Raw genomic sequence first — 13,079 nt, forward strand, 5'->3', positions numbered from 1 at the left:
AATCACCGGCCGCACCTGCCGGTGTCGCCTTTGATACGGACCCGATTTCCTTTGTCCGGATTCGCATCAGAAGTGCTCCTTCAGCCAGTTCCCGACCCGGCCGATCAGGCCGGCCGCCTCGGGAGTCTGGGGTTTGATGTCGGGGCGCGGCGCCATTTCGGCTTCCAACGCATAGTTCAGCAGGCCCGCGGCCGTGGTGTAGGCCGGGCCGCTGGTGGATTCGGCCAGGCCGTTCAGGTGGATGGGGCGCCCCACGCGCACCTGCTTGTCCAGCACCAGCGCCGCCAGATCGCCCATTCCGGGCAGCTGCGCCGCCCCGCCGGTCAGCACCACGCGCCGTCCGCCCAGCTTGTCGAACCCACTGGCCTCCAGGCGCGAGCGCACCAGCTCGAAGGTTTCCTCCAGGCGCGGCTGCATGATCCCCACCAGCAGGGAGCGCGGCACCTGTTGGACGTGATTGTCGTCCTCTTCGCCCACCTGGGGCACGTCGATCATCTCCTGCTCGTCGGCCGAGGTGGCGATGGCGTGGCCATAGAGTGTCTTGAGCCGTTCGGCGTGGCTGAGCGCTGTGGACAGACCGCGCGCGATATCGCTGGTCACGTGCTGGCCGCCGACGGGAACGACATCGGTGTGGATGACGTTGCCTTCCAGGAAGACGGCCATGGAGGTCGTGCCCGCCCCCAGGTCGATCAGGGTCACGCCCAGCTCGCGCTCATCCTCCACCAGGCTGGACAGCCCGGAAGCGAAGGGCGAAACGACGAAGTTTCCGGGTTCCAGATGACAGCGCTGCACACAGGTGGCCAGGTTGCGCACCGGCCCGCTGGCCGCCGTCACGATGTGCATGTTCACACCCAGGCGCTCGCCGTACATGCCGCGCGGGTCGCGGATGCCGCGGCTGCCGTCGATGGTGTACCCCACAGGGATGGAGTGGATCAGCTGGCGCCCTTTCTCCGGCTGCCCCAGCACGCCCTCCAGCTGATGGCCCTGCTCCAGGGCCCGACGCAGGTCCATGTCACCGACCTCGTGGCCGTCGATGGACACCTCCACACCGATCGAGCGCGAGGCCGGATACCCGCCGGAGAGATTCACCACCACCTGCTCGATGGTCTCGCCCGCCATCTGCTCCGCTGCGTGGACCGCGTTCAGGATGGCGGCTTCAGCCGCCTCCATGTCGACGACCGCCCCGGCCTTCACGCCGCGGCTGACCTGCTGGCCGATACCGATCACCTTCAGGCCGCGGGGCTTGTCGCCGCGCCCCTCCTCGATCCGGGCAATCAGGCAGCAGATCTTGCTGCTGCCCACGTCCAGGGCAGCCAGTATGCCGTGGCGATTGCGCTTCAGGCCCTTCTTCATGTGTCGGTCCCCTTGTTCTGCTGTGGGCCAGGCGGTCTCTGGCCACTCAGCGTGCGAATGATCAGTCGGTCCGGCAGGCGCAGGTCCACGGTCGCCACATCCCGGTCGAAGAGCTCCTGTTCGCGTTCCACCCGGGCCAACTGGCGCCAGGCGGCTTCCACGTTCTCCTCGGGCAGGTGCACCTCGATGCCGTTGGCGAGCTTCACGTTCCAGCGCCGCTCGGATACGCGCACCAGCGCGGAGACCTGCTTTGCAAGTGCCTGTTCCTGCCCCAGAACCTGCAGGATCTCGGGCGCATGTGCCGCCGCGCCCGGCCCCACGACCAGCGGCAGATGCCCGAAGCCCTCGGCTTCGACCCCCGTGATCACCTCGCCGGTCCCGTCGATCAGTCGCAGCTTGCGGTCCAGCTGCCAGAGCGCCATGGCTTCGCGCTCGTGCAGGCGGACGAAGATGTGATCCGGCAGGCGCCGTTCCACCTCGGCCCGCTCCACCCAGGGCAGTTCCTCCAGCCGTTGACGTGCAGCCTGAGGATCGAAGGCCAGGATGGGCGTGCCGCGCTGTACCTCCAGCTGGGACAGGACAGTGTCGGCATCGGTCTTGTCACGCCCCTTGACCATCACCTCGTTGACCGCGAGGCCCCACTCGGCCGTGGTCTGATAGGTGCTGGCAACCAGCCAGTCACTGCCGCGCTGCAGGCTGCCGGACTGCCACAGCCAGCCAGCCAGACCGCCTAACACGGCAATCAGGATCAGGCGCGGCATGTGCCGGCGCAGCCCATTGAGGGGTAGGCGCTCGTAGACGCGACGCGACGCCGGCGCGCGGCGGCGTGTGTCTTTCTTCTTCGGCTGTGTCTTTCGGTTCAGTCGCATGACGCCTGCTCCACCATCCATTGAACGAGCTCGGCGAAGGGCAGGCCGAGATGCGCCGCCTGTTCCGGCACCAGGCTCAGCGGCGTCATCCCGGGCTGGGTGTTGACCTCCAGCAGGTAGAGGCCGTTGTCTTCCTCGCTGTCCTGTTCCTCGTCATAGCGGAAATCGGCCCGGCTCACCCCGCGGCAGCCGAGCGCCTTGTGGGCCGCCACCGCCTGCGCCATGGCGGCCTCGTAGATGCGGCTGGAGACCGGCGCCGGCAGGATGTGGTCGGTCTTGCCCTCGGTGTACTTCGCCGTGTAGTCGTAGAACCCCTGCCGCGGGCGCAGCTCGGTCACCGCCAGCGCATGATCCTCCATCACCGACACGGTCAGCTCGCGTCCCTGGATGTAAGGCTCCACCAGCACCGCCTCACCGAACGGCCAGTCGTCATGGGTGAACGGCAGGTCGTTATCGCCGTGCCGGACGATCACCACGCCCATGGACGAGCCCTCGCAGACCGGCTTGACCACATAGGGCCGCGGCAGCGGATCTCCGCCCAAGACGTTTTCCCGCGCCATGACCGCTCCGCCCGGACAGCGCAGTCCAGCCGCCTCCAGGACCTGCTTGGCCGCCGCCTTGTCCATGGCCAGGGCCGAAGCCAGGCGCCCCGAATGGCTGTAGGGAATGCGCATCAGGTCGAGCAGTCCCTGGATGCAGCCATCCTCGCCATAGCGGCCGTGCAGGGCGTTGAAGACCACAGCCGGGCGAGTCTCCAAAGCCTCGACCAGAGCCACGGCATCGCCGGTGAAATCGAACAGCTCGACCTCGTGCCCGAGACTGCGCAGGGCCTCGGCACAGGCTTCGCCGCTGACCAGGGAGACTTCCCTCTCCACCGAGGGCCCGCCGTAAAGGACGAGGATCCTGAGAGGCGTCATGACTCACCTCCTGCCGGCAGGCCGATGCGACGGATTTCCCACTCCAGCATGATTCCGCTTTCCTCATGCACGCGCCGACGCACCTCTTCCCCCAGGGATTCCAGGTCGTCGGCCGTGGCCGATCCGGTGTTGATCAGGAAATTGCAGTGCTGTTCCGAAACCTGGGCACCGCCCCTGGCCAGGCCACGGCAGCCGGCCCGGTCGATCAGCTGCCAGGCCTTTTCACCGGGTGGGTTCTTGAAGGTGCTGCCGCCGGTGCGGCTGCGCACCGGCTGGCTGTCACCGCGCGCCGTACGCACCTCTTCCATGCGGCGTGCGATCTCTTCCGTGTCACCGCGCTGGCCCTGCAGGACCGCACCCGTGAAAATCCAGTCCTCGGGAACCGAGGAATGCCGGTAGGACAGACCCATGCTCTCCGGATCCAGTGCTTTCACTTCGCCCTCTTGGGTCACGGCTTCAGCAGCCAGCAGCACGTCCTTCAACTCGCGCTGATAGGCGCCTGCGTTCATCCGCAGAGCGCCCCCCAGGGTTCCCGGGATGCCGCAGAAAAACTCAAGGCCCGTCAGCGACTCGCGCCGCGCCATCTCGGCAATGTTCACGTCCAGCACCCCGGCGCCACAGACCAGGCGTTCACCTTCCGCCTCGACGGAGGCGAACAGGCGGCCCAGGCGGATGACCACGCCCGGCAGCCCGCCGTCGCGCACCAACAGGTTCGACCCGACACCCAGCACCGTCACCGGGACATCGGCGGGTTTTTCGCTCAGGAAGTGGATCAGGTCGTCACGGTCCGCCGGCTTGAACAGCACCTCGGCCGGGCCGCCGACCCGGAACCAGGTGACATTGGCCAGCGAGGCGTTCTCGCTGTAGCGCCCCCGCACCTCGGGCAGGCGTGCGATCAGATCGTTGGAGAAGGCCTGTTGGTTCATGACGCCTCCCCCAGTTCCCGGGCCAGTTCGCGGGGCAGGCTCTGGGCCCAACCGGTGATGCTGCCGGCGCCCATGCAGATCACCAGATCCCCGGATTGAGCGATGCCCTTGATCGTCTTTGCCAGTTCGCCGGGGCCGGTCAGGGCCGTGGCATGGCGATGCCCATGGGCCAGAAGCCCTGCCACCAGCGCGTCCTTGTCGGTTCCTTCCACAGGCTCCTCGCCGGCCGCGTAGACGTCCGCCACCACCACGTGGTCCGCCTCGTTGAAACAGGTGCAGAAATCCTCGAAGAGATCATGCAGGCGGCTGTAGCGATGCGGTTGCATGACCGCGACCACCTGGCCATGGGTGGCCTGGCGGGCCGCCTTCAGTACGGCCGAGATCTCCACCGGATGATGGGCATAGTCGTCGATCACGGTGATCCCGCCGGCCTCACCCGTTCGCGTGAAGCGGCGCTTGACCCCGCCGAAACCCGACAGCCCGGCCCGCAGTCGCTCCTCGCCGATACCCATCTGCACGGCCAAAGCGACGACCGAGAGCGCATTCTGCACGTTGTGCTGCCCCATCATGGGCAGGAAGAGATCGCGGATCTGCCGGTCCTCGCTTCCCTCACGCGCCACGATCACCGCATCGAAATACGAGCCTTCGGGCGATAGCCGCAGGTTCTCCCCACGCACGTCGGCCTGGGTGCTGAAGCCATAGGTCACGACCCGCCGGTCCTCGATGCGGGCGATCAGCGACTGGACCGCCGGATGATCGACGCAGCAGACCGCAAAGCCGTAGAAGGGGATATTCTCGACGAAGCTCTCGAAGGCCCGATGTAGGTTCTCCACCGAGCCGTAGTGCTCCATATGCTCCGGGTCGATATTGGTGACCACGGCGATGGTCGCCGGCAGCTTGACGAAGGTGCCGTCGCTCTCGTCCGCCTCGACGGCGATCCAGTCCCCCTGGCCCAGCCGGGCGTTGGTGCCGTAGGCATTGATGATGCCCCCGTTTACCACCGTGGGATCCAGATCGGCGGCATCCAGCAGGGCCGCAACCATCGAGGTGGTCGTCGTCTTGCCGTGCGTGCCGGCCACGGCGATGGAGGACTTGAGCCGCATGAGCTCGCCCAGCATCTCCGCACGACGCACCACGGGCAGGGTCCGGGCCCGTGCGGCGCGTACCTCGGGGTTGTCGGCCTTCACCGCGGACGAGATCACCACGACTTCGGCGTTGTCCACATTCTCCGCGGCATGGCCCACGTGCACGTCGATTCCGAGCTCGCGCAGGCGCTTGACGTTGGGGCTTTCCGCAATGTCGCTGCCCTGCACCTTGTAACCCAGATTATGCAGGATCTCGGCAATGCCGCTCATGCCGATCCCGCCGATTCCGACGAAGTGCAGGACTCCGATATCGAGTGGCAGGGCGCTCATGGGGCATCTCCCCTCTCGGCAGCGGAACTGCTGTCGCATACGAGATCGGCCAAGCGGCCTGCGGCACCCAGAACGGCTGCCGCGCGGGCCCGACTCGCCGCGTCTTCAAGCAACTTCGGCTCCTCCAGAAGTGATTGCAGTTTCTCGGCCAACAGCTCCGCGGACAGTTCGCGCTGCTGCATCAACCAGCCGCCCCCGGCGTCCGCCATGGCCCGGGCGTTCCCTGTCTGATGGTCGTCGGCCGCAAAGGGATAGGGAATGAACAGTCCGGGGCGCCCTGCCGCCGCCAGCTCCGTCACGGTGGATGCCCCGGAACGGCAGATCACCAGGTGTGCCGCTGCCAAACGCTGCGGCATGTCCTCGAAAAAGCCCTGCAGCTCACTGCGCACGCCGCTTTCCTCATAGCGGGCCGATACGCTGTCCAGGTCATCGCCACGCACCTGCTGGACTACCTTCAACCGCACCCGCTGTTCCTGGGGCAGGCGTGCCACTGCGGCCGGCAACAACTCGTTGAAGGCACGCGCACCCTGGCTGCCACCTGTGACCAGGATGACGAAAGGCGCACTGCCCTCGGGAAGCCGGTATCCCTGCTCGCCGACAGCGGCAATGTCCGCACGCACGGGATTGCCGGTCAGCACGACACGCTGCTGCTGGACCTCGGCGAGACCCGTGAGTTGCGGGAAAGAGCTGGCAATGGCATCCGCCCGGCCGGCCAACAGTCGATTGGCGCGCCCCGCCACCTGGTTCTGCTCGTGCAGCACGATACGGCTGCGCAGTTTGGAGGCAGCAAGAATGGTCGGTACCGAGGCATAGCCGCCAAAGCCCACGGCCGCAGCCGGACGCAAACGACCCAGGAGCCTCCGTGCCTGCAGGTAGCCCAGCGTCAGGTCGAGCGCGCCCCTGACCTTGCGCAGAACCCCGCCACCCAGCAGTGCGGTGGCCGAGATGAAGTGGGTTTCGACCTGGGGCAATGCATCCCCGAAACCGCCGCCCCGCCTGTCGGTGACCAGCGCCACGCGGCAGCCGCGCTGCAGAAGTTCCTCGCCCAGCGCACGGGCCGGGAACATGTGCCCCCCTGTGCCTCCAGCGGCCAGCACCACGAGCTTGTCCTGAATCTGCCCGCTCATGGTTCCTCGCTTTCCGTCCCGGCCCGCCGGCGCGTGAGCGCCAGCAGCATTCCCATGCCCAACGCGAGAGCAACCAGGGAAGAGCCGCCATAGGAGATGAACGGCAGTGTCATGCCCTTGGTCGGCATGAGATGCAGGGTCGATCCCATGTTGATCAGCGCCTGGAACCCGAACTGGACGAGCAGGCCCGTCGCCGCCAGCAGCACGAAGAGGCTTTCCTCGTGCAGCAGCCGGGCGAAGCCGCGCAGCACGATGAAGGCGAAGAGACTGACGATGATCAGGCAGGCGATCAGGCCCAGTTCTTCGCCCGCAACGGCGAAAATGAAGTCCGCATGGGCATCGGGCAGGTACTGCTTGATGGTCCCTTCACCCGGACCGCGCCCCCAAAGGCCGCCGTTCATGAAGGCTTCCAGCGACCGCCCGATCTGGTAGCGGTCCCCCGCCTCGGGGTTGAGGAAGGCATTCACCCGCTCGGTCACGTGGGGCATGGTGAAATAGGCCCCCATGAAGGCCGAGATCGCCATGATCCCGAGGCCGAGCACCCAGAACATTGGCAGGCCGGCCAGGAACAACTGAACCAGGAAGATACCCGTGATGATGGCGGTCTGTCCCACGTCGGGCTGCAGGGCCAGCAGGCTCGCCACCAGCAACCAGAGCCCGCTTGCTACCATTATGCCGGGAAAATCCTCCTGCTTGCCGGTGGCCAGAACCCAGGCCAGGGTCACCGCGAAGAAGGGCTTGGCGAATTCGGCTGGCTGGACGGACAGTCCCGCGAAGCTGATCCAGCGCGTCGCTCCCTTGATCTCCGTACCGATCACGAGGGTCAGCGCCAGCAGAAAGATGCTGCCCAGCAGGGCCACAACCGACAAGCGCCGGACCCAGCGCGGTGTCGCCAGAGAGGCGACAAAGAGCACGACGAGGGCCAGAGGCAGCCATACCAGCTGGCGCTTCACCAGCCCGAAGGTCTCCATGCCGATGCGATTGGCCACGGAGGGCGAGGCCGTGATGATCAGCACGCAGCCGATTCCCATCAGCAGCAGCAGCGCTGCCAGGGTCCATCGATCGACGGTCCACCACCAGCGGCCCAGCAGGCTTGTATCGGTGCGATCGAAGGTCAGACTCATGACCGCACCTGCCCGGCCTCGGCCGTGCCCTGTTGCAGGGACTTGACCAGCGCGCGGAAGGCATCGCCGCGCTCCTCGAAATTGGCGAACTGGTCGAATGAGGCACAGGCCGGGGAGAGCAGCACCACTGCCCCCTCGTCACCCTCGGCCGCCTGGGCGGCAGCCTTCACAGCCGCCTCGAGGGTGCCGGAACGTTCCGTCTGCAGCTGTCCCTCGAGCGTTCCGGCAAACTCCTCGGCGGCTTCGCCGATCAGGAACGCCTTGACGATCCGCGGATACCAGGGCTGCAGCCCCTCGAGACCACCTTCCTTGGCACGTCCGCCGGCGATCCAGTAGATCCGCTCGTAACAGGACAGGGCACGCGCTGCCGCGTCCACATTGGTCGCCTTGGAATCATTGACGAAGCGCACACCCTCGATTTCGGCCACCAGCTCCTGCCGGTGCGGCAGGCCGGCAAAGCTGCGCAGGCACGCCATGACTACTGCCGGCTCGATACCTGCCGCGCGGCAGGCGGCGAAGGCGGCGGCCGCATTCTGCCAGTTGTGCGCACCGGGCAGGTGCACCAGTTCGCCCAGCGGCAGGACCGGGACCTGTCCACCTTCGCTGTCATCCACCAGGAAGTCCCCGTCGGCATAGACGCCTCCGGCCACCGGCTGCCGGCCCGACACGGGGATTACGCGCTGCTCACCTCTGCTACAGAGCTCTTCGAAGACCTGCCGGCTCAGTTCGTCGTCCACGCCGACCACTGCGGTCCGTGTACTGGTCTGGCGACGGAAGATCTGCTTCTTGGCCGCGACGTAGCCCTCCAGGCCGCCATGACGGTCCAGATGGTCCGGACTGACGTTCAGCAGGACCGCCACCTCGAAGGTGATCGAAAGCGTGAGCTCCAACTGGTAGCTGGACATCTCCAGAACGTAGAATCCCTCGCGACCGACCGGATCGAACTCCAGGGCCGGTGTGCCCAGGTTGCCGCCCGTGTAGACGATGCGGCGGGCCATGTTCAGGACATGCCCGATAAGGGCCGTGGTGGTGGACTTGCCATTGGTGCCGGTGACCCCGATGTAGTGTGCATCGGGCTGAACGCGGCCCAGAAGCTCGATATCGCCCACGACCTCGACCCCGGCTGCCTCGGCCTTCGCAACCACAGGGTGCGGTGCGGGATGGTGTAGCGGGATACCCGGGCTCAGGATCAGTGAAATCGGTTGGCTCCAGTCGGCCTGCATCAGGTCGACCAGGGGGATGTCCGCTGCCGCGGCACGGGCGCGCGCATCCTCGTTGTCGTCCCAGGCCCAGACCTCCGCCCCGCTGGCCAGGAGGGCACGCGCAGCGCTGCGCCCGGACTTGCCAAGCCCGAGAACCGCCACCGTGCAGCCTTCCATGAAGGGGAGTTCGATCATGCCCGCTCCCTCACCTCAGCTTCAATGACGACAGGCCGATCAGGGCCAGGACGACGGCAATGATCCAGAATCGGATGACGATGGTGGGTTCGGCCCAGCCCTTCTTCTCGAAATGATGGTGCAGGGGCGCCATGCGGAAGACGCGGTGACCGGTCAGCTTGTAGGACACCACCTGGACAATCACGGAGACCGTCTCCAACACGAACAGCCCGCCGATGATGGCGAGCACGAGTTCGTGCTTGGTGATGACGGCCACACCGCCCAGCGCGCCGCCACATGACAGGGACCCGGTGTCCCCCATGAAGACCATCGCCGGCGGGGCGTTGTACCAGAGGAAGCCCAGGCCGCCGCCCACCAGGGCCCCGCAGAAGACCGCCAGCTCTCCGGTGCCCGGCACGTACTGGATCTGCAGGTAGTCGGCGAAGACCGTGTTGCCCACCAGGTAGGCGATGAAGGCAAAGCAGGAGGCCACGATCATCACCGGCACGATCGCCAGGCCGTCAAGGCCGTCGGTCAGGTTCACCGCGTTGGAGGCCCCCACCATGACGAACATGCCCACCACGATGAAGAACAGGCCGAGGTCCAGCAGCACCCCCTTCACGAAGGGAATCGCCAGATGGGTTTCCAGTTCCGGGCGGGCGATCATCATGATCGCAACGGCCGCGATGAAAGCGACGACGAACTGTCCCAGCAGCTTGTAGCGTCCCGGCAGGCCCTTGTGGTTGCGTCGCGTGAGTTTCAGGTAGTCGTCGGCGAAGCCGAGCAGCCCGAAGGCCACGGTCACGAAGAGGATCACCCAGACATAGAGATTGCTCAGATCCGCCCAGAGCAGCGTGGAGATGCTCAGTGCCAGCAGGATCAGCACGCCGCCCATGGTCGGCGTGCCCTTTTTCGTCAACAGGTGTCCTTCGGGGCCGTCCTCGCGGATCGGCTGGCCGTCGCGCTGCCGGGCCTTCAGCCAGCGGATCACGCTCGGTCCCAGCACGAAGGCAATGAACAGCGCCGTCAGCAACGCACCGCCGGTGCGAAAGGTCAGATAGCGGAACAGGTTGAAGAGCGTGAACTCGTCGGCGAGCGGAGCCAGAAGATTGTACAGCATGTCCTAGCCCCCGTTCGCTTGTTTCGTCTGCGGCTGGTCGACGGCCATCAGCGCCTCGACGACAACACGCATGCGGCTGCCCAGGGAGCCCTTGACCAGGACCACATCTCCAGAACGCACGCTCTGCTGCAGGGTTTGTGTCAGGCCCGCGGAGGTGTCCGCATGAGCGCCCAGCAGCTCCCCCGGCAGCCGGCGGGCCAGCGCGCCCATCAACGGACCCGCCAGGAAGGCCTGGTCGACTGCGTTACCTGTCAGGTCATCCGCCAGCGCTTCATGGGAGCGGGTCGCTTCTTCACCCAGTTCGAGCATGTCGCCCAGCACGGCGATGCGTCGCCCACCCTGCTGCGGCTCGGTTGCCCCAAGCACACCCAGGGCAGCCGCCATGGATAGCGGATTGGCGTTGTAGGATTCATCCAGCAGGGTGAAATGCCCCCCATCGGGCAGGCGCACCTGCTGACGCGCGCCACGGCCCGGCATGGCTTCCAGGCGACCAAGCGCCAGGGCGGCCAGATCTACGTCCCCCTCCAGGTCCTGCACGGCCGCCAGCACGGCCAGGCTGTTCATGGCCTGGTGCCGGCCCGGAAGCGAGAGGTGATAGGTCATCTCTCGGCCTTCCAGGGCAACCTGTACCTCGCCGCCGCCTTCCGCGGCGATCCAGCCCATCAGGCGCAGGTCCGCCTGCCCATGCTCTCCGAAGGATCGTATCTCGTCCACGCCCGCCTTCCTGGCTGCCTGCGTCAGAAACTCCCAATGCGCGCTGTCCCGCGGCAGGACGGCCCTGCCGCCCACTGACACCCCCTCGAAGATCTCGGCTTTCGCCGCCGCAATCGCCTCGCGGGAGCCCAGGTGCTCCAGATGAGCCATGCCGATGTTGGTGATGACGGCCACGCTGGGCCGGATCAGCCTTGCCAGCGGACGGATTTCCCCGCTGTGATTCATGCCGACCTCGAAGACCCCGTAGTCGGCGTCCCGTGGCAGACGCGCCAACGACAGCGGCACACCCCAGTGATTGTTGTGACTGGCCGCACTGCCGTGGGTCCGGCCCTGGGCAGAGAGTGCGGCAACCAGCATTTCCTTCGTGCTGGTCTTGCCCGAAGAGCCGGTGACAGCGACGATCCGCGCGCTCGTGCGGGCCCGGCCCGCCGCCCCCAGCTGTGTCAGGGCCTGCAGGGTATCCTCGACTTCCACCAGGGGCCCCTGCGCTGGCAGGGGCCGGCTGACGATCGCGGCGGCCGCGCCGGCGGAGAAGGCATCGTCCAGGAACTCATGCGCGTCGAAGTTGGGGCCGCTGAGCGCGATGAAGAGGTCACCAGGCTGAAGGCTGCGCGTGTCGATGGAAACGCCGCTTGCACTCCACTCCCCGCTGCCCTTGCCGTTTACAGCTTTCCGCACGTCCTCGGCAGTCCAGAGGGCCGTCATCTACTGCCCTCCCTGGCCAAGTCTCGAATGGCGGCCCGTGCCACCTCCCGGTCGTCGAAGGGCAGAACCCGATCGGCGACGATCTGGCCGCTTTCATGCCCCTTGCCGGCGATCACCAGAACATCGCCCGCCTGCAGGTCCGCTGTTGCCTTGTAAATGGCCTGCCTGCGGTCCCCGATCTCACGCGCAGTCGGTACGGCCTGCAGGATTTCCGCCCGAATGGCCGCCGGGTCCTCCGTACGCGGGTTGTCGTCGGTCACGATCACCACGTCCGCCAGTTCGGCGCAGACCTGGCCCATCATCGGACGCTTGCCGCGATCGCGGTCGCCGCCACAGCCGAAGAGAACGTGCAGGCGGTTTGCGGTATGCGGACGCAGCGCGCGCAGGACCGTCTCCAGGGCGCCGGAGGTATGGGCATAGTCGACGAAGACCTTGCCGCCGGACGGCGTCTCGCCCACGGATTCGATGCGCCCCGGCACGGCCCTGATCTGCTGCAGGGCCTCGAGAGCTTTCAGAGGATCCACGCCTTCGGCCAGAACAAGGCCGAGCGCGGCGAGCGCGTTCATGGCCTGGAAGGTACCCGCCACTTCAAGGGCAAGGCGATGGCGGTGTCCAAGCACTTCCAGGTCAAGGGTCAGGCTATCGCCCCCCGGCGACATTTCAAGCAGCCTGAGATCGCGCCCACCGCGCCCGTAGGTCAGGGAGGACAGTCCCCTTGCCACGGTTTTCGAGCGGAGAGCCTCGAATTCGGGTATATCGGCATTGAGTACGGCGCTCCCGCCCTCCGGCAGGAGCTCCTCGAACAGTCGCGCCTTGGCCTCCAGGTAGGCCTCCATTGACGTGTGATAATCTAGGTGGTCGCGACTGAGATTCGTGAAGGCGGCGGCCGAGATCCGCACGCCATCCAGGCGATACTGATCCAGTCCGTGACTGGAGGCCTCCAGAGCCAGGTGATCGAAACCGTTCTCCGCCAGATCCGCGAGGCAGCGCATCAGGTCCACCGGGTCCGGCGTGGTCAGCGCGTCCGGGGCCTGCGGGCGTGGCGGGATCAGGCCCAGTGTGCCAAGGCTGGTGGCCTTTTGTCCCAGGGCCTCCCACATCTGGCGCACGAAGGTGACGACGGAGGTCTTGCCGTTAGTCCCGGTCACGGCCGCGATGTAGCGCGGCTGGTGGCGATAGAAGTCCGCCGCGCTCAGCGCCAGGCGGCGGCGCGGATTGTCATCCAGGATCATCGGAGTCTCTGGCGGCACAAGACCACGATCCGTCCCCGTCGGAGCCAGTACGGCGACGGCCCCCTTCTGCAACGCCTCGCCGATGTAGGCGCGACCGTCGGCGCGCTGCCCAGGGATAGCAGCAAACAGCCAGCCCGGCTCGACGCGGCGACTGTCCGCCGTCAGCCCTCTGATTTCTCTGTCTGCCACCTCGTGGTTCAT

General features: G+C 66.6%; 11 protein-coding genes. All 11 read right to left on the reverse strand.

Features of this window, described 5'->3' with window-relative positions; translation table 11 throughout:
* Positions 1 to 66: 66 nt before the first annotated feature.
* Genes ftsA through ACFOW6_RS00575 form a run of 11 tightly spaced genes read right to left on the reverse strand, consistent with a single transcriptional unit; the run spans position 67 to position 13,079 of the window.
* Positions 67 to 1,353: a cell division protein FtsA gene (gene ftsA / locus ACFOW6_RS00525; protein ID WP_382420055.1), complete on the reverse strand. Its 1,287-nt coding sequence runs from the start codon at positions 1,351 to 1,353 to the stop codon at positions 67 to 69.
* A complete protein-coding gene (locus tag ACFOW6_RS00530) occupies positions 1,350 to 2,222 on the reverse strand; it encodes a cell division protein FtsQ/DivIB (RefSeq protein WP_382420057.1) in 873 nt (290 codons plus the stop codon). The genes ftsA and ACFOW6_RS00530 overlap by 4 nt, the downstream gene beginning before the upstream one ends.
* A complete protein-coding gene (locus tag ACFOW6_RS00535; RefSeq protein WP_382420059.1) occupies positions 2,213 to 3,139 on the reverse strand; it encodes a D-alanine--D-alanine ligase in 927 nt (308 codons plus the stop codon). Before ACFOW6_RS00535 ends, ACFOW6_RS00530 begins: the two co-directional genes overlap by 10 nt.
* On the reverse strand, positions 3,136 to 4,065 hold the full coding sequence (murB, locus tag ACFOW6_RS00540; protein WP_382420061.1) for a UDP-N-acetylmuramate dehydrogenase: 930 nt from the start codon (positions 4,063 to 4,065) through the stop codon (positions 3,136 to 3,138). Before murB ends, ACFOW6_RS00535 begins: the two co-directional genes overlap by 4 nt.
* Complete coding sequence (gene murC, locus ACFOW6_RS00545; RefSeq protein WP_382420063.1) at positions 4,062 to 5,480, reverse strand: UDP-N-acetylmuramate--L-alanine ligase; 1,419 nt, start codon at positions 5,478 to 5,480, stop codon at positions 4,062 to 4,064. Before murC ends, murB begins: the two co-directional genes overlap by 4 nt.
* Entirely contained in the window at positions 5,477 to 6,607 is a 1,131-nt protein-coding gene (gene murG / locus ACFOW6_RS00550; RefSeq protein WP_382420065.1) for an undecaprenyldiphospho-muramoylpentapeptide beta-N-acetylglucosaminyltransferase, read from the reverse strand. Before murG ends, murC begins: the two co-directional genes overlap by 4 nt.
* Positions 6,604 to 7,731 (reverse strand): putative lipid II flippase FtsW, encoded by a 1,128-nt coding sequence (gene ftsW / locus ACFOW6_RS00555; protein ID WP_382420067.1) that lies wholly within the window; start codon positions 7,729 to 7,731, stop codon positions 6,604 to 6,606. The genes murG and ftsW overlap by 4 nt, the downstream gene beginning before the upstream one ends.
* Positions 7,728 to 9,128, reverse strand: a complete 1,401-nt coding sequence (gene murD, locus ACFOW6_RS00560; protein WP_382420069.1) for a UDP-N-acetylmuramoyl-L-alanine--D-glutamate ligase — start codon at positions 9,126 to 9,128, stop codon at positions 7,728 to 7,730. The genes ftsW and murD overlap by 4 nt, the downstream gene beginning before the upstream one ends.
* A gap of 10 nt (positions 9,129 to 9,138) precedes the next feature.
* Positions 9,139 to 10,227 carry a phospho-N-acetylmuramoyl-pentapeptide-transferase gene (gene mraY / locus ACFOW6_RS00565; protein ID WP_382420071.1) on the reverse strand — a complete coding sequence of 363 codons (1,089 nt, stop codon included), beginning with the start codon at positions 10,225 to 10,227 and terminating at the stop codon, positions 9,139 to 9,141.
* A 3-nt stretch (positions 10,228 to 10,230) separates the two neighbouring features.
* Positions 10,231 to 11,646 carry a UDP-N-acetylmuramoylalanyl-D-glutamyl-2,6-diaminopimelate--D-alanyl-D-alanine ligase gene (locus ACFOW6_RS00570; protein WP_382420073.1) on the reverse strand — a complete coding sequence of 472 codons (1,416 nt, stop codon included), beginning with the start codon at positions 11,644 to 11,646 and terminating at the stop codon, positions 10,231 to 10,233.
* A complete protein-coding gene (locus ACFOW6_RS00575) occupies positions 11,643 to 13,079 on the reverse strand; it encodes a UDP-N-acetylmuramoyl-L-alanyl-D-glutamate--2,6-diaminopimelate ligase (protein ID WP_382420075.1) in 1,437 nt (478 codons plus the stop codon). The genes ACFOW6_RS00570 and ACFOW6_RS00575 overlap by 4 nt, the downstream gene beginning before the upstream one ends.

The organism is Fodinicurvata halophila, assembly GCF_042651425.1.
GTDB lineage: Bacteria > Pseudomonadota > Alphaproteobacteria > Kiloniellales > DSM-21159 > Fodinicurvata > Fodinicurvata halophila.